At 67.3% G+C, this 17,435-nt stretch carries 12 protein-coding genes and 1 tRNA gene; 6 read left to right on the top strand and 7 right to left on the bottom strand.

All coding sequences use genetic code 11. The features are described from left to right. Nucleotides 1-90 precede the first annotated feature (90 nt). From GHC57_RS07940 to GHC57_RS07930, 3 genes are all read left to right on the top strand, one after another. Nucleotides 91-429, top strand: coding sequence for a PGPGW domain-containing protein (locus GHC57_RS07940; RefSeq protein ID WP_170294755.1), 339 nt, complete (start codon nucleotides 91-93; stop codon nucleotides 427-429). Nucleotides 430-526: 97 nt separating this feature from the next. Continuing rightward, nucleotides 527-602, top strand: a tRNA-Phe gene (locus tag GHC57_RS07935). A 1,074-nt stretch (nucleotides 603-1,676) separates the two neighbouring features. After that, entirely contained in the window at nucleotides 1,677-2,390 is a 714-nt protein-coding gene (locus tag GHC57_RS07930) for a THxN family PEP-CTERM protein (protein ID WP_153342957.1), read from the top strand. 86 nt (nucleotides 2,391-2,476) lie between these two features. On the opposite strand, the gene GHC57_RS07925 is transcribed toward GHC57_RS07930, so the two are convergent. After that, entirely contained in the window at nucleotides 2,477-3,163 is a 687-nt protein-coding gene (locus tag GHC57_RS07925) for a 2OG-Fe(II) oxygenase (RefSeq protein WP_246152200.1), read from the bottom strand. A gap of 189 nt (nucleotides 3,164-3,352) precedes the next feature. Here GHC57_RS07925 and GHC57_RS07920 point away from each other — a divergent pair, with 189 nt between their 5' ends. Both GHC57_RS07920 and GHC57_RS07915 read left to right on the top strand, forming a co-directional pair. Further along, nucleotides 3,353-4,546, top strand: a complete 1,194-nt coding sequence (locus GHC57_RS07920) for an acyl-CoA dehydrogenase (RefSeq protein ID WP_153342955.1) — start codon at nucleotides 3,353-3,355, stop codon at nucleotides 4,544-4,546. A gap of 193 nt (nucleotides 4,547-4,739) precedes the next feature. After that, a complete protein-coding gene (locus tag GHC57_RS07915; RefSeq protein ID WP_153342953.1) occupies nucleotides 4,740-5,819 on the top strand; it encodes a hypothetical protein in 1,080 nt (359 codons plus the stop codon). A 198-nt stretch (nucleotides 5,820-6,017) separates the two neighbouring features. Here GHC57_RS07915 and GHC57_RS07910 read toward each other — a convergent pair whose 3' ends face one another. The 6 genes from GHC57_RS07910 to GHC57_RS07885 all read right to left on the bottom strand — a co-directional run bounded on the left by GHC57_RS07910 (nucleotide 6,018) and on the right by GHC57_RS07885 (nucleotide 15,012). Continuing rightward, nucleotides 6,018-6,701: a VPLPA-CTERM sorting domain-containing protein gene (locus tag GHC57_RS07910; RefSeq protein ID WP_153342951.1), complete on the bottom strand. Its 684-nt coding sequence runs from the start codon at nucleotides 6,699-6,701 to the stop codon at nucleotides 6,018-6,020. A gap of 402 nt (nucleotides 6,702-7,103) precedes the next feature. Beyond that, entirely contained in the window at nucleotides 7,104-9,788 is a 2,685-nt protein-coding gene (gene ppdK, locus GHC57_RS07905; protein ID WP_153342949.1) for a pyruvate, phosphate dikinase, read from the bottom strand. A gap of 6 nt (nucleotides 9,789-9,794) precedes the next feature. Further along, on the bottom strand, nucleotides 9,795-12,035 hold the full coding sequence (gene glyS, locus GHC57_RS07900; protein WP_153342947.1) for a glycine--tRNA ligase subunit beta: 2,241 nt from the start codon (nucleotides 12,033-12,035) through the stop codon (nucleotides 9,795-9,797). A 3-nt stretch (nucleotides 12,036-12,038) separates the two neighbouring features. After that, nucleotides 12,039-12,950: a glycine--tRNA ligase subunit alpha gene (locus tag GHC57_RS07895; RefSeq protein ID WP_153342945.1), complete on the bottom strand. Its 912-nt coding sequence runs from the start codon at nucleotides 12,948-12,950 to the stop codon at nucleotides 12,039-12,041. Nucleotides 12,951-13,148: 198 nt separating this feature from the next. Then, on the bottom strand, nucleotides 13,149-13,889 hold the full coding sequence (locus GHC57_RS07890) for a VPLPA-CTERM sorting domain-containing protein (protein WP_170294754.1): 741 nt from the start codon (nucleotides 13,887-13,889) through the stop codon (nucleotides 13,149-13,151). A 379-nt stretch (nucleotides 13,890-14,268) separates the two neighbouring features. Further along, nucleotides 14,269-15,012, bottom strand: a complete 744-nt coding sequence (locus GHC57_RS07885) for a VPLPA-CTERM sorting domain-containing protein (protein WP_153342941.1) — start codon at nucleotides 15,010-15,012, stop codon at nucleotides 14,269-14,271. 516 nt (nucleotides 15,013-15,528) lie between these two features. On the opposite strand from GHC57_RS07885, the gene GHC57_RS07880 reads away from it, so the two are divergent. Next, the gene (locus GHC57_RS07880) at nucleotides 15,529-17,433 is read left to right on the top strand and encodes an ATP-binding protein (protein ID WP_153342939.1); all 1,905 of its coding nucleotides are present in this window, start codon (nucleotides 15,529-15,531) and stop codon (nucleotides 17,431-17,433) included. Nucleotides 17,434-17,435: the final 2 nt, after the last annotated feature.

Genomic DNA, 17,435 nt, shown 5'->3' with positions numbered 1-17,435 from the left:
TCTCTTGCCGGTCGGGGCCTGCCGCCCCATATCGCTCGCATGAAGCCCGAGCCCCAGACGCCCCCGTCCGCGCCGGAGACCACCCCCGGGATGGCCGACGATCCCGCGCCCCGTCACCCGGTGCGGCGGGCGATCAACATCGCCGTCGGATCGGTGCTGCTGGTTGTGGGGATCATCATCGCGCCGACGCCCATCCCCATCGGGCTGTTCCTCATCGCGATCGGTCTGTTCATCCTGACGCGGGATTCGGAACGCGCCCGAGAGGCGGTGCGCTGGGTTCGCCGCCGGGTCGGGGCCCTGGACCGGGGCTTGCGCAAGGTGGAGCCCCGGCTGCCGCGCGGCATCGCGCGTGTCATTCACGTGACCGATCCGAATGCGCCGGCGGGCCCGTCCCGACGTCCGGAACCGGCCCCGGCGTCATCGGGATGAAACCTGTTTGACAGGGCCGTCTTTTTCCCATAAACACCTCCCCCACGGTGCCGCCCGGTGCCACACAAGTGCTTCCGCCGCTGGCGGAGGACGCGACGCCCAGGTAGCTCAGTTGGTAGAGCAGGGGACTGAAAATCCCCGTGTCGGCAGTTCGAATCTGTCCCTGGGCACCATCAAAACCCCCGGACCCTTTGGGTTTCGGGGGTTTTGATTGTTCGGGGAGGGCACGGGCCTTGCGGCTTCGCGGCAGGCCCCGCGCCGCGCCCGGTGCGACCGTGTGCCGCAGCGTCCCGTCCCGAAAAGGTGTCCACGAACATCGGACGAGCGGCGTGTTCGCCCTGGCCCATGGGGGCCCCATCTCGCCCAGCCGCGTGGTCTGTTCGGTCCTCGCGCCCCGTTCCGCGACCGGGACCGGGGCGAGCCGCCGGCCCAACCCGATCATGCTTGCCACCACCGCGCCCGCGTCCGGGGCGGCCGTCGATGCGTGAGACGACCCCGAAACCGCGCCATCACGTCCAGGCCGCGCGATCTTCGCACGGGAGGGCGCCTGGTTCAGGCCGCCGGGGACGCCCTTGGCGGCCCCTGAGCGATGGCCGCATCGAAGCCAGCGAGTCCGGTGCTGTCCGGCAGGGTGCGCGCTTGCGACCCTCAGGACAGGCCCGGCCGGGTCCTTCACCCGGTGGGCACCCGGTGGGCACGCGTACGCCCGCTTGCTCGGGTGGACGAGGCTTGGTCGCCGCATGCAAACACCGACGGCGGGGGCAGGCCCGTGTCCCGAGTCTCTTATGCCGCGCGTCCGAGTCGTCATTTCCGAAGGCGAAGAGAAGGGGACCCCGTTTCAATGGATAGGATATTGCTGTGAGATCAGCCAATGGGCGGTGAGTGCCGCGAACGCGCCTCTCACGCGCGTCAGATCCTGTAAAGAAGCGTTTTCTTTCAAGGATGTGCGTGTCGAAAGACGGGGGTGCGCCGCGCCATCCCGGTTCTTTGGAAGGAGATTGCATAAAAATGATGGTTTTTTGAGCGGTCCAACGAAGGGTAGGGTGTGGACATATGAAAACCGAGTGCCGGACTCGGATACCCTGTGAGACAGGAGACCCCTTCAGAACGAGGGCGCGCACACCGGCTGCACCGCTCCGGGACCGAACCGCAGGCATCCGAACGCCCTGCCATCACGGTCCGGGATCATTCGGGGAGTTTCGCATCGGCAAGACACCAGACCGATGCCGCGAACAGGAGATGGGGACATGACTGTGATTCGTTGGAAGACGGCCGCTCTGGGGGCCATAGTTGGGGGCAGCATGATCGGTGCGGTGGGCAGCGCCAACGCGGCCGTCCTGACGATCAGCGACATTGTGGCCGAATGGTCGAATCCGGCCCCCGGCTCGGGCATCGCCATCAACAACGGCGGCGATCCCATCACAGCCCGCTGGGGCAACAGCACGGGGTTTGGCCAGAGTGGCTACGACTTCTCGGCCACCGTGCCGCCGGCGGTCGGCCTCGATGCCGGGGATACCTTCACCCTGGGCGAGTTCAAGCACATCAACTATCCGATCACGGGCACGACGCTGAGCAGCATCGATCTCGACATCAAGTTCGTGACGGATCAGGGCGACATTTTCACCAAGTACACCTTCAATCACAATGAAACGACGAACACGGCGCCCTGCCTGCCGGGCAGCGCCACGGTGTGTGACGATGTGGTAACCGCGGCCGCGAACTCTGGGACGTCGCAGACGTTCTTCATCGACGGCACGCAGTACATGCTCGACATCACCGGGTTCCAGGTGGGCGGAACCACCTTTTCCGAGTGGCTGACCGCTGAAGGTGGCGTCAACACGGCCAATCTTCAGGCGTCTCTGAACGTGGTCCCGCTGCCGGCGGCGGCCTGGTTCATGCTGACGGCCCTGGGCGGTCTGTTCGGCTCCCGCTGGCTGAAGAAGGGCCGCGCGGCGGCGTAACAATCGCCCGCGTTCCAAGCATCCAGACAACGCCCCGGGTCCGTGCGGCCCGGGGCGTTTTCCGTGGGCAAAGGCCCGCCGTCGGCTCATCCAATGGGCTGGTCCGGGAAGCACAACTCATGGCGCGCACGCCATTCCGGGCCCACATAGTTGATGATGAGCGACCGGCGCACGCCGGTAATCGGGCGCGCCTCGAACCCGTGCCAGGTGGACTCCGACGGCACGAAGATCAGGGCCGTGTTGGCCCGGAAGGGCTGGCGCTGCGCCGGTTGATCGGGGCCGGCGTAGAAGTCCGTGCCCCAGTCGGCGGCTTCCGGCCCGCTGGTCAGCGGGGCCAGCAGGGTGAACCGCTTCACGCCGATGTCCGTGTGCGGTTCCAGCCAGAAGCCCTCGGTGTCCTGAGCGTATTCGATGCGGAGATACGAGCCCGTCAGGTCCACGTCGCACAGAGCCTCGATGGCCGCGATCGTGCGCGGATCCTGGAGCGCCTCGGCCACCGCCCGGCAGGCCGGCAACCGCGCCTGCTGCGCCGGGTCGAAATAGGCCCTGGCGGCGTTGTTCTCCTCGCGCCGGCCCAGGCGATAGGTCATGTCGGAGACGGCGATGGGCAGCGCCTCCATCTGCTGCGCGACGGCGTCGGGCCACGGCCGGTCGAGAAGCCAGTGGCCGAACGGATCCGTTCTGCGGTCGGCGCGCGCGAGGGCGGACCGAAAGGTCTCCCGGACCGGGTCCGAAGCGGTGACAGGCGGCATGACCGGATCAGTGGCGTGCATGGGCGGCTGTCCTTCCGTGCGGACCCCGCGACGGGGGCAGGGCTCCGAAGCCTATCATGTCCGGCGAAGGGTTCCAGCGTGCAACCTCGGAGCGGCGGGGAAATCGACCGTTCTCCTGGACCCGGCGGGCCGTCCGCGCCATGATCCAGCGCGACCGAGGTCCGTATTCGACACGAAGGAGTCCTGTTCATGACCGCTGCCGCCCCGCTCTCCAATTGGGAGGACATTCTCGACCTGGAAGGCCAGCTCTCCGAGGAAGAGCGCATGATCCGCGACAGCGCGCGCGCCTATTGCCAGGACAAGCTGATGCCGCGCGTGCTGATGGCCAACCGGGAAGAGCGGTTCGATCCCGAGATCATGACGGAGATGGGCGCACTGGGCCTGCTGGGTCCCACCATCCCGGAGCAGTACGGCGGCGCCGGCGTGAATCATGTGGCCTACGGGCTGATCGCGCGCGAGATCGAGCGCGTGGACAGCGGCTACCGCTCCGCCATGAGCGTGCAATCGTCGCTGGTCATGCACCCCATCCATGCCTACGGCACCGAGGCGCAGAAGACCAGGTGGCTGCCCCGGCTGGCCACCGGCGAGACGGTCGGCTGCTTCGGGCTGACCGAGCCCGATCACGGCTCCGATCCCGGCGGCATGAAGACCCGCGCGGAGAAGATCGACGGCGGGTACCGCCTGAGCGGGGCCAAGATGTGGATCACCAACAGCCCGATCGCCGACGTGGCCGTGGTCTGGGCCAAGTCCGATGCCCACGACGGCCGCATCAAGGGCTTCCTGGTCGAGCGCGGCATGGCCGGCTTCTCCACGCCCAAGATCGAGGGCAAGTTCTCGCTGCGGGCCTCGATCACCGGCGAGATCGTGCTGGACGGCGTGGCGGTGCCCGAGGAGAACCTGTTGCCCGGCGCGGTCGGTCTGGGCGGCCCCTTCGGCTGCCTGAACAAGGCGCGCTACGGCATCGCCTGGGGCGTGCTGGGCGCGGCCGAGTTCTGCTGGCACGCCGGTCGCCAGTACACGCTGGAGCGCACCCAGTTCGGCCGCCCCCTGGCCGCCACCCAGCTTGTTCAGAAAAAGCTGGCCGACATGCAGACCGAGATCACCCTGGGCCTGCAGGGCGTGCTACGGCTGGGCCGCCTGATCGACGAGGGCCGCGCGGCGCCCGAGGCCATCTCGCTGATGAAGCGCAACAACTGCGGCAAGGCGCTGGACATCGCCCGCGTGGCTCGCGACATGCACGGCGGTAACGGAATCATGGACGAGTACCACGTCATCCGCCACGCGATGAACCTGGAAACCGTGAACACCTACGAGGGCACGCACGACATCCACGCCCTGATCCTGGGCCGCGCCCAGACCGGGTTGCAGGCCTTCATGGGGTAGCCCGATCAGGCATGGTGACGCCCGGCCCTGGCCAAATCGGCCGCCGCGATTCGCGGACGCGGCCCGATCCGGGCGGGTCCGGGCGGGCCCAAGCGGCCCGGGCCGCCGCAGCCTGCCGCCCTGCCGGGGTTTGCGGTTGCAGGCGCCATGGGCTATGGCATGATGAACCCGAGACTGCGAGCCGGACCGGATCATGACCAGCACAACCGAGACTGCCAGCGCGACGGAGACCGGCGGATCGGGGTCCTCGAACCTGCCCGACACCGTTCAGTTCGAGCATGTCTTCTTCCATAAGGTGGACGACCTGTATTTCTGCCTGGAACACGGCACGGAACAGCCCCTCGCCGTTGTCTCCCTGGGGGAAGAAAAGCTGAGCCTGCCTTTCCCCGGCATCCAGCGCGAATTCAAGATCGAGCCCGGCAGCCGGGACGGCGTCATGCTGTCGCTGCTGGCCAAGGGCCTGAAGTACGTCAAGGGCCTGCGTATCGGCGATCCGGTGCCCAAGGAGGTCACCTCGGGCGAGGCCTCGTGGTCGCCCAAGGAAAAGCACAAGCAAATCGCCTATCACCGGCTGGCGATGCAGTTGCTGGGGTGGCTGTCCGGCGACGAGCACGTGATCTCCAACCCGGATGAACTGATGCAGGTGGCGGGCGACCCCACGTTCCGCAAGCAGGTCAACGACGCCTTCGGCGAGGCGGCCCGGGCGCTGGGCCTGCCCAACAAGGAAGCAGTCACCGAGATGATCCAGGGCCTCTCCCATGAGCTGGCCTACATCGAGGCGTTGCGGGACGAGTTCGCGGCCATGCAGCGCATGCTGCGCAAGACCGAACTGCTGCGCCGACTCTACAAGGACGAGCACTCGCAGTTGGAGACGGCGAACTCGTTGATCCGGCTGGTGACGCTGGCGGTGGCCGATTTCGGCGAGCGGTTCGAGACCGTGGACGCCCAGACCGGCGAGATCATGGCCGCCCTCAAGAACCTGGATACGGTGAAATCCTACCTGCACAAACAGCGCGACGACCTGCGCGCCCGTCTGGTGGCCTGGGGCGATCTGCTGGTGAAGTGGAACAATCACCCCATGAAGCCCGGCCGCGAGACCGAGGATTTGATGCTGGAAACCTTCCGGTTCCTGGCCCCCCGCTACATGCCCGTGGACGAGTGGGTCATGATGTCCCGCCTGCAGGACGCCGAGCACAAGAAGAAAGTCACCGAGATCCGGATCAAGAAGGAAAAGAAGATCAAGTACATGCGCGGGCGCATGCACTGGAACTGATGCCGGCCGGGGCGCGCGGCTTTGATCCTCAGGACGTGCGCCACGAAAAACCGGCGTCATCCTGACGGAGCGGAGCGACCGAAGGACCTCGTGCAGGGGCATGCACCGCCCGGCCCCACTTGATGCTTCCTCCCGAGATCCGTCGCCGCCTTCAGCGGCTCAGGATGACGCGAAGGAGTCGGCAAGAGTCGGGGCCTCTCACCGCTGGTATGAGGCGGCGCGGCTGCGCCGGGACAGCCCGCGCAGCCCCCGAAGGCCGAACAGCCCCCCCAGGCCCGTCAGCAGGAACCAGGCCGCCGCCGGCAGCGGGACATACCCGATCGGCACCTCGCCGCTGCCGGGGATGGAGGTCGGGCTGATATCAAGGTCATCGACCGCGAACCGGGAAATGCGGGCCGGATGATCCGACCGGACGCCGTCGAGGACCTGGAAGGTCAGCATGTCCAGCCCCGTCCAGTTGAACCCGAAGTAGGTCGCCTGAGTCTCGCTGGCCGTGATGTTGGTCTGTTGCAGGAGGGTGGAGCCGTAATAGCCCGTGACCTGGATGGTCAGGTCGCTGAAATGGGAGGCCGTGAAGTGCCCGCCCGCGAAGCTGAACAGGGTGCTGCTGCGGATCGTGTCGATGTTCGCATAGTGGCCGGTCAGCACGTTGCGCCCCGACGTGTTGGCGTTCTGGTAGCCCGGCGCCGAGGATGCCGGGTACCGATCCTTTTCGATCACGTTGCCGGTCCAGGCGCTCCAGTCCAGTCCTTCGTAGCCCTCGGGCAGGGGGCCGGCCAGATTGGTCAGCGGAACGTCTTCGAAGTCGATCACCGCGGCCTGTGCCGCAGCAGTACCAAACAAGGTGGCCGCGATCAGGGCGGCCGCAATACGCTGTCTCATTGATCCGGGCTCCTGCTGTCAAAACCGAAAGTTGAGACTACCAAAGCGTCACGAATGTATGTAGCAGGAGAGGCGCCGGACCGGCAATCTTAACTTTTGTGCAGGGTCTAGTGTCCTGCTTTTTCATTCACGACCGGACGCTCTATACGGTTCGTCTAGGCGCTGTTGCGATCGGCGAGGAACCGGACTCGTCCGGTTCCTCGCCGATCAGGATGAGATGTGTGACTCGGATCGCCATGGAATGGGGAGGGTCGGGGAGGGGTTGGATCGCCGAACGCCACCACCTCAGACTCCCGCCACCCCGGTTCTCGACGATGCGCCAACGAAAACGGCGGGCGCGCCCGAAGGCACCGCCCGCCGTCTTCAAGGGTCACGCCATGGCGCGCGCCGGCTGGTTCCGGCTTACCGATCCACCTCGGCGCCCTTGCCCTTCAGCAGCACCGACTGCGCGGCCGCCAGACGGGCGATGGGCACGCGGTAGGGCGAGCAGGACACATAGGCCAGCCCCACGCCCTCGCAGAAGTGGATGGAGTTCGGATCACCGCCGTGCTCGCCGCAGATGCCCAGCTTGATGTCCGGGCGCGAGGTGCGGCCACGCTCGGCGGCGATCTTCACCATCTCGCCGACGCCGTCCACATCGATGCTCTGGAACGGATCGCGGGCGTAAATCCCCTTCTGGGTATAGACCTCCAAGAATGGCGCCGAGTCATCGCGCGACATGCCCAGGGTGGTCTGGGTCAGGTCGTTGGTGCCGAAGCTGAAGAACTCCGCATGCTCGGCGATGCCGCCGGCCTGCAGACAGGCGCGCGGCAGCTCGATCATGGTGCCGACCTGATAGGCGATCTCGCGGCCCTTGGCGGCGAAGGTTTCCTTGGCCACACGGTCCACCAGGGCGCGCATGGGCTCCAGTTCCTTCACCGCGCCGACCAACGGGATCATGATCTCGGGCAGCACGGTTTCACCGGCGGTCTCCGAGACCTCCAGCGCCGCCTCGAAGATGGCGCGGGCCTGCATCTCGTAGACCTCGGGGTAGGTGATGCCCAGGCGGCAACCGCGATGACCGAGCATCGGGTTGGATTCCTGCAGCATCGCCACCCGGCTCTTCACCATGGCCGCGTCCACCCCGGCGGAGGCGGCCACATCGGCGATTTCCGTGTCCGAGTGCGGCAGGAACTCGTGCAGCGGCGGGTCCAGCAGGCGCACCGTGACCGGCAGGCCGCGCATGATCTGGAACACCTCGACGAAGTCCTGGCGCTGATAGGGCAGCAGGTGCTCCAGGGCGGCGCGACGGCCGGCCTCGTCCTCGGCCAGGATCATCTGCCGGATGTGGATGATGCGCTTGGGATCGAAGAACATGTGCTCGGTGCGGCACAGGCCCACGCCCTCGGCGCCGAACTTGCGGGCGGTCGAGCAGTCCTCGGCGGTCTCGGCGTTGGCGCGCACGCGCATGCGCCGGACCGCGTCGGCCCATTCCATCAGGTCGGCGAAGTCGCCGCTCAGCTCCGGCTGCAGGGTCGGCACCTCGCCCAGGAAGACCTCACCCTTGGCGCCGTCCAGGGTGATGATGTCGCCTTCCTTCACGACCTTGCCGCCGACGGTGAGGGTCTTCTTGTTGTAGTCCACGCGGATTTCGCCGGCGCCCGCGACACACGGCACACCCATGCCGCGCGCCACGACGGCGGCGTGGCTGGTCATGCCGCCGCGGGTGGTCAGAATGCCCTGGGAAACGTGCATGCCGCCGATGTCCTCCGGCGAGGTCTCGACGCGCACCAGCACCACCTTCTTGCCCTTCTGGGCCCAGGCCTCGGCCTCGTCGGCGGTGAACACCACCTGACCGGAGGCGGCGCCGGGCGAGGCCGGCAGGCCGTGGCCGAGCAGCTCGCGCGGCGCGTTCGGGTCCAGGGTGGGGTGCAGCAGTTGGTCAAGCTGTTCCGGCTGGACGCGCAGGATCGCCGTTTCCTTGTCGATCATGCCTTCATTGCACATGTCCACCGCGATCTTCAGCGCGGCGGCGGCGGTGCGCTTGCCGTTGCGGGTCTGGAGCATCCAGAGTTTGCCTCTCTGGATCGTGAACTCCATATCCTGCATGTCTTTATAGTGCAGCTCCATGTTGTCACGGATCGTGACGAGCTGCTTGTAGATCTCCGGCATGGTCTCTTCCATGGCCGGCAGGTCGGAGTTGTTGCGCTCCTTGCCGGCGATGGAGATGTTCTGCGGCGTCCGGATGCCGGCCACCACGTCCTCGCCCTGGGCATTGACCAGATACTCGCCGTAGAAGGCGTTCTCGCCGGTCGAGGGGTCGCGGGTGAAGCACACGCCGGTGGCGGACTCTTCACCCATGTTGCCGAACACCATGGCCTGCACGTTCACGGCCGTGCCCCAATGGGCGGGAATGTGGTGCAGGCGCCGGTAGGTCTTGGCGCGCTGGTTCATCCAACTGCCGAACACCGCGCCGACCGCGCCCCAGAGCTGGTCCACGGGGTCTTCGGGGAACGCCGAGCCGAGCTGCTCCAGAACCTTCGCCTTGTAGACGCCGACCAGGTGCTTCCAGTCATCGGCCGTGACGTCGGTATCCAGACGGTAGCCCTTGTCTTCCTTCAGGGCGTCCAGGATTTCCTCGAAGTGGTAATGGTCCACACCCAGCACGACGTCGGAATACATGGTCACGAAGCGCCGGTAGCTGTCGTACGCGAACCGGGCGTCGCCGGACAGCGCGATCAGGCCCTCTACGGTGGTGTCGTTCAGGCCCAGGTTCAGCACCGTGTCCATCATCCCGGGCATGGACGTCCGCGCCCCCGAACGAATGGAGAGCAGCAGCGGATTTTTAGGGTCGCCGAACTTGGCGCCCATGATGGTCTCGATGCGGCCCAGGTTCTCCATGACCTGGTTTTTCAGGTCATCCGGATAGGTTTCGTTGTTGTCATAGTAGAATGTGCAGACTTCGGTGGTGATGGTGAAACCCGCCGGGACGGGCACGCCCAGCGAGCTCATCTCCGCCAGGTTGGCGCCCTTGCCACCCAGCAGGTTTTTCATGTCGGCACGGCCATCGGCCTGGCCGTCTCCAAAGAAGTAGACCCACTTCGACATGTTCCCTCACCCTTCGATTTTGGAGAAGTCGGCCACGCTGCCCATGGCCATTTGGATGCGTGACAGCAGCCGGAGGCGATTGCGACGGAGAGACGGTTCGTCGGCGTTGACGGTTACGGTGTCAAAAAAGGCGTCTACGGGTGCGCGCAGGCGGGCCAGGGCGGCCATGGCCTTCTCGAAGCGTTCTGCCTCGATGGCGCGCGACGCGACGGACCCGGCGTCTGAAAGGGCCGTGTAGAGCGTCGTTTCCTCGTCGGTCCGCAGAAGATCGGGCTCGACCTCCTGGTGGGTGTAGCGGACGCTGTCCTTGCGTTCCTCGATCCGCACGATGTTCGCGGCCCGTCGATAGGCCGTCAGCAGGTTCGATCCATCATCACTGTCCACGAAACGGGCCAGCGCGTCTACCCGTGCCAGCAGGCGGACCAGGTCGTCCTCGTCGCCCAGCGCGAACACCGCCGAGATCAGATCGTGGCGGACCCCCCGGTCTTTCAAGTGAACCTTCAGGCGGTCCGCGAAGAACGCCAGAAGGTCGTCCAGCACGGTCTCGGACCAGTTTCGGTCCATGTCCCGCGCCGCGGCTGCGCCATCTTCCTGCGCGCCCTGCTCGCGGTCCTTGCGCACGGCAGCTTCGGCCTGCCGCAGATAGGCCATCCGCGCGGCCCCGAACACCGGCCGAAGGGGCAGCCGCAACCCGTTCTCCTCGATCAGGCGGATCACGCCCAAGGCGGCCCGCCGGAGCGCGAACGGATCGCGGGATCCCGTCGGCTTCTCGTCGATCATCCAGAAACCGACCAGGGTGTCAATCTTGTCGGCGAGGGCGACCACGACCGAGACGGGCGCGCTCGGGCAGCGGTCCGACGGACCGATGGGCGAATAGTGGTCGGCGATGGCGGCCGCGACCGCGTTGGGCTCGCCGTCGTGACGGGCGTAGTACCGGCCCATCAGGCCCTGAAGCTCCGGGAACTCGCCCACCATGCCGCTGGGGAGGTCGGCCTTGCACAGCAGCGCCGCGCGGTCGCACAGGGCCGCATCCGCGCCCGGCACCAGACCGGCGAGATGGGCCGCAAGCGCCCGGGTGCGCTCCATCTTGTCGTGATCCGTGCCCAGGCGGGCATGGAACACACGATTGGCGAGCGCGTCCACGCGGGCGGCCAGGGGCACCTTGCGGTCCTGATCCCAGAAGAAGCGGGCATCGGACAGGCGCGCGCGCAGCACCCGCTCGTTGCCGGCGACGATGCGCGCGCCGCCGTCCTCGGATCGCGTGTTGGCGACCACGATGAAGCGGGCGGCCAGACTGCCGTCGGGTTTCTCCAGACTGAAATATTTCTGGTGGCCGCGCATGGCGGTCGCGAGCACCTCCGGCGGGACATCCATGAAAGCGTCGTCGATTCGGCCCATCAGGACCTCGGGCCATTCCACCAGCCCGGCGACCTCGTCGAGCAGACCGGGGTCCGGGCGCAGGCGCAGACCCTCGGCGGCGGCCAGGGCCTCGGCGCGCTCCTGGATCATCCGCCGGCGCTCGCCCGCGTCCAGGATGACGAAACCGTCCCGCAGATGGGCGCGATAGTCGGCGAGGCCGCCCACCGTCACCGGCTCGGGGGCCAGGAAGCGGTGACCGCGCGTCTCCGCCTGGAACGGCAGCACCGCCGTTTCGGCGGGCGGGGCCGACGGGTCCGGCACGAAGGCCACGGGCACCAGCGGCGCGGCCCCATCGGCGCGCGCGCCGGCGGTGGCGCCCAGGGCGAGCCCGCCCTTCAGCGGCGCGCCGTCGAACACGGCCAGGATGCCGTGCAGCGGCCGCACCCAGGCGAAGGCGCTCGCGGCCCAGCGCATGGACTTGGGCCAGGGCAGGGCGGTGATCGCGGCATGGATCAGGCCCGGCAGCACCTCGGCCGTCGCCCGGCCCTTGTGTTCGATGACCGCGAACAGCACCGGCCCCTTGGGCGTGTCCCGGCGCTCCACCTGATCCAGGGTCAGGCCGACCGCGCCCAGAAAGCCCTGGATCGCCTTGTCGGGGGCGTCGGCCTTGGGGCCCTTGCGTTCCTCGCGGGTGTCCGGCTGGGCCAGGGGCAGGCCGGTGACGGCCAGCGCGAGGCGGCGCGGCGTGGCCCAGGCCTCGGCCGCCTCGAAGGCCAGCCCGGCGCCGTTCAGGCCGTCGGTGACGAGGCGCTTCAGGTCCTCGGCGGCGCGCCGCTGCATGCGGGCGGGGATCTCTTCGGAGAGCAGTTCAAGCAGCAGGTCGGCCATCGCTCAGACCTCCCTGCCGGTGGCGGCCACCGACGGCGGCAGATGGCCTCGGCTGCGCAGCCAGCCCTCGGCGCAGCCCTTGGCGAGCGCCCGCACCCGCCCGATGTAGGCCGCGCGCTCGGTCACCGAGATCACGCCGCGCGCATCCAGAAGGTTGAAGCGATGCGAGGCCTTGAGGCACTGGTCATAGGCGGGCAGGGCGAGGCCGGCATCCAGCAGGCGGGCGCATTCCGCCTCGGCGTCGGCGAAGTGGCGGAACAGGGCTTCGGTGTCGGCGTGCTCGAAGTTGTGCGCGGAGTATTCGCGTTCGGCCTGAAGGAACACGTCACCATAGGATACGCCGGCCCCGTTGAAATCCAGGTCGTAGACGTTTTCCACCCCCTGCACGTACATCGCCAGCCGCTCCAGGCCATAGGTCAGTTCCAGCGAGACCGGGTCGCAGTCGAAGCCCCCCACCTGCTGGAAGTAGGTGAACTGCGAGACCTCCATGCCGTCGCACCACACTTCCCAGCCCAGGCCCCAGGCGCCCAGGGTGGGGCTCTCCCAGTCGTCCTCGACAAAGCGGATGTCGTGTCGCAAGGGGTCGATGCCAAGGGTCCGCAGGCTGCCCAGGTACAATTCCTGCGCGTTCGCCGGGGACGGCTTGATGATGACCTGGAACTGGTAATAGTGCTGCAGCCGGTTCGGGTTTTCGCCGTAGCGGCCGTCGGTCGGGCGGCGCGACGGCTGGACGTAGGCGGCGGCCCAGGGCTCGGGACCAAGGGCGCGCAGGGTGGTGGCGGGATGGAACGTGCCCGCACCCACCTCCATGTCGTAGGGCTGCAGGATCACGCATCCCTGATCGGCCCAGTAGGACTGCAGGCGGAGGATCAGGGACTGGAAACTGGGCGGCGATGCCGGCGCGTCAGGGGGCATTGGGGGGCTCGTCTGTGGGGAGGCGGGAGAAGGCAGAGTGCGGGCAAGCTAGCGGGGCCGTCCGGCGGCGGTCAAGGCGGGGTGGGGCCGGGCGTGCGCTCTGGCCATGCGGAAAGGGCCGCCACCGGGATGGTGACGGCCCTTCGGACCGGATCCGTGATCGAAGTCCCCCGCCGGACGAGGGTCCGAGTCCTGGGGTCAGGCAGTCGCGCCCGCGTCGCCCTTCTTGAGCCAGCGGGTGCCGACCAGACCGCCCAGGGCGGTCAGCAGGAACCAGGCGGCGGCCGGCAGCGGCACCGCGCCCACGGTGAAGTCGTCGGCGCCCCAGCCGTCGTTGCTGGTGCTCTGGTCGAAGATCACCTCGAACAGGTCCACGTCGGCGCCGAATGCGGCCGTCACGAAATTGATGGTGCCGTTGGGCTGCTTGGAGGAGGTGAAGCCCTCTTCCAGGGTGCTGTTGTCCTTGAAGGTCAGCTTGAACACGCCGCTGACGTCATTGACGTCGGTCATGAAGAACGACAGCGCGTTGATGCCGGTCAGGTTGTTGAACACCCACTTGACCTGCTTGGAGTCGTTGTTCTCCAGGTAGCGGCCGTCCAGGCTGTCGCCGGTGACGTTGCGGCGGCCGCCCATCCAGCTCTCCTTGGAATGGAAGGCGCCGGTGCCCTCGACGGAGATGAGCTGGCCGCGCTGGCCGGCCTTGGTCGAGGAGAAGTCACCGACGGCGGTGTTCAACACGGCGCCGCCGCTGTAGTCGGTGCCGGCGGCAAGGCCCTCGAAGTCCTCGGTCGCGGCAACGGTCTTGTTGGTCCAGAACGCGCTCTCGATCACCCGCAGGTCAGACAGGGAGCCGGTGTGCACGTCGATGAAGGACGCCTGCGCGGTCGAGCCCCACAGCGCGACGGCGCCGACGAGGGCGGGAAGGGCATACTTGAACATGAAAACGTCCTCCGGATGAAAAGCGGTCAGCCTGGTCGGGCGATGGCGGGCCGCCGGGGCCCATGCGTTGGTCCATGGCCGGGATATCGCGACCGTGCCAAGATCTGGTGTTGTTGCAAAGCCGGTTCGGCAAGTGCGGACAACCAGCCTCAAAATCATACAAAATGCGAAGAAAATCCATACACCAAATGGAGGGGTGGCCATTTGGTGGATTCGTTTGGGATCTATATCCATTGGTCAGGGTGGGCTGTCCCCAGTATTCCAACCCGCCCGATGGATATAGTCGAACCCGAAACGAAAAGGCCGCCACCTTCACGGTGACGGCCTGTCGCTTGGCCTGGGTGGAACCCCGGCGCGGGCCGGGGTCCGGATCCCGGGATCAGGCGGCGGCGCTCGCCTCGCCCTTCTTCAGCCAGCGGGTGCCGACCAGACCGCCCAGGGCGGTCAGCAGGAACCACGCGGCGGCCGGCAGCGGCACTGCGCTGACGGTGGCCGTGTCGAGGTAGAAATCCTCGCCGTCCGCGATGCGAGCGAAGGCGAACGTCTGGCCGACGAAGCCGGACAGGTCGGTCACACCATGCGTGTAGCTGGTGCCGTTCAGGTCGATGGTCAGGGCACCGGCGCCGTACACGTTGTGGTCCCGGTCGCGGAAGATCAGGTTGTCCAGGGACACGGAGGTGGAGAAGGCCAGAATCAGGGTCTCCAGAACGCCGCTATTCGTATCACCGGCGCGGCCCGTGTTGTCATCAGAGCCGGTGCCGCACTGGAAGCTGCTGTTGACGGTGGAGCAGACGCCCAGGCCGGCCAAGCCGCCCGAGTAGCCGTCCAGATAAGCTTCGGACTCGCCATAGTAGGCCGTGCCAGCGGTGGCATCGTTGGTGGCGGAGGCCTTCACGCCGATACCGTCCACGGTCCAGATGTCGTTCGTGGTGTCGAAAGAGCCAGCGTACCCGCCCAGCGGGCCGGTGAACCCGCCCCAGGTGGCTTCGTTCGAGCCGCCGCTGGCGCCGTTCGGGTCGGCGAGCTCGCTGAACTCGAACACGGCGGCGGACGCGGGCTGGGCCACCGCCAGACCGGCGGCAAGGGCGGCAGCGCCGGCGAGGATATGCGTACGGGTCATCATGGTCAGTGTCTCCCCTTGTGTGGGCCGGCCGCCCTGTTGCGGCGCGTCGCCCTGGTCTTCATGAACCCGTGCCGGTGGAGAAATCCCGTCTCCGGAGCAATCGGCCAGGACGTCCGGACATCCCTTTCGGATCGGTCCTTTGCGCGGCCATGATCGCCAACGCCTGCACGGTGTGCCCTTGATGGCGGCGCCCATCGTTTCTGTTTTAGGGGGTCGCGACGACAGCCTGTCGCGTGGGGCGCTCTGGACAAATATGAGAATTGAACAAATTCCAATACAAAACCATCCACCAAGAGGTGAGTCCTCCTTTTGGTGGAGGCCCTTGCGAGGCAGCATCGATCCGGGTGCCTCGCCCTCCACCTTTCGGTTTATGTCGAAAGTCATAGATTGCGTCATGGGCCGCAAGAAAACGCACATTGCGTGTGGTGACGGGGCGCTAGGCAACCCAGATCAAGGGTTGTAACATTCGCGCGGGAGGGGCGGGATCATGTTTCCAGCGGGTTCGAAGGGAAGATCATGCAACCCGGAAGACCGAGTGCGGGCGAGGCGGAACCGGACTCCCTGATCCAGTGGGTCGAGGCCATGCCGGTCCCCTGTGCGCTGACGGTTCGCACCGACGGCCGGTCCCTGGCCCTGAACACGCATATGCGGGCGTTGCTGGGAATCGAGCCGGAGACGCCCGCCTCGACCCTCCGGTTCTCGCGCTTCTACGCCGACCCGGGCCGGCGGGCCGGACTGATGGCCACCCTGGCCGAGGTTGAGGTCATCCGCGACATGGAATTCGATGCCGTCCGCATGGACGGGACGCCGGTTCCGTGCCTCGTCTCATTGCGGATGGTCCGCTGGCAGGATGTCGATGCCGTCCTTGTGTGTCTGGTGGACATCGGGGGCCGCAAGGCGACCGAACGCGCCCTGCGGGCCAGCGAGGAGAAATTCCGCGAGATCGCGGAGAACACCAGCGATGTCATCTGGCACCTGGACAGCAGCCTGACCATCACCGATGTCGGCGGCGGACACCGCCTCGTCGAGTGGCTGGACCGCACGCCTCTCGTCGGGGCCTCGGCGCTGTCGGTGTTCACGCCGGAAAGCGCCGTGGCTCTGCGCGACGTCATGACGGAGCGGGCCACGCGAGAGGCCGCCGGCGTGCGCACGGGGCGGGCTCGCCACGAGGTGCAACTCCTCAATGTCCGGGGCGAACGCCTGTGGGTGGAACTGACCGTCTACCCCCATCGGGGCGAGGGGGGCGCGCTCATCGGCCTGTTCGGGGTGATTCGGGACATCTCGGAACGCAAGCGGGCCGAGACCGCGCTGCGCGGCAGCGAGCGCCTGTTCCGGCAGATGTTCGACGCGGCGCCGCTGGCGAAGCTGCTGGTCGATCCGGCCTCGGGCCGCGTGTGCCGGGCCAACGCCAGCGCCGCGCGCTTCTACGGCACCGATCTGCACACCCTGACCACCCGCACGGTGGCCGATCTCGCCGCCGACGCCGCCGACGCCGCGAAAGTCGCCGACAGCCTGCTGGCGCAACTGCGCGTCTGTGCCGCGCGCGAGGACGGCGTGGTGGAGCAGTCCCACCGTCTGCCCAGCGGCGAGGTGCGCCGGGTCGCGGCTCACGTCAGCCATGTGGACGTGGTCACCGGCGAGGCGCACCCGACCCGGTATCTTTATATCAGCCTGTTCGACATCACCGACCGCGAACGGTACGCCGAGGAACTGCGCTATCGCAACGAGGCGCTGCGCGATTTCACGGCGGCGGTGTCCCACGACCTGCAGGAACCGCTGCGCATGGTCAGCAGTTATCTCGGGCTGCTGGAACGCCGCCACGGCGATCGGTACACCGAAGACGAGCGCACCTTCATCACCTACGCCAAGGACGGAGCCGCGCGGATGGGCTCCATGATCCGGGGTCTGTTGACGTATGCCCGCCTCGACACCCAGGCCAAGCCCCATGAGCCGGTGGATCTGGCCGAGGTGGTCCGGACCGTGCTGACCAATCTGGGTCCGCAACTGACCGACTCCGGGACCCGCGTCACGGTGGCGGCCCCGCTGCCATTCGTCCATGGCGATGCCGACCAGATGGTCAGCCTGTTCCAGAACCTCATCGGCAATGCCGTCCGGTACCGCTGCCGGGAGCGTCCCAGCGAGATCACCATACTGACGCGGCCGGCGCGCGAGGGCATGGTTGACCTGGGCGTGCAGGACAACGGGATCGGCATCGCGCCCGGTCAGCGGGAGCGGGTGTTCGGTGTGTTCCAGCGACTGCGGGAAATCCCCGACGACGGCGGCACGGGGATGGGCCTGGCCATCTGCCGCCGAATCGTCGAGCGCCACGGGGGTCAGATCTCCGTGGAGTCGGAGCACGGCCGGGGCTCCACGTTCTGGTTCACGCTCCCCCGGGCCCATCCGCGGGCGTCGTCGCTCTGACG

It is taken from the genome of Roseospira navarrensis (assembly GCF_009601025.1).
Classification (GTDB): Bacteria; Pseudomonadota; Alphaproteobacteria; order Rhodospirillales; family Rhodospirillaceae; genus Rhodospira; species Rhodospira navarrensis.
This window is presented reverse-complemented; position numbering and strand designations above follow the sequence as displayed.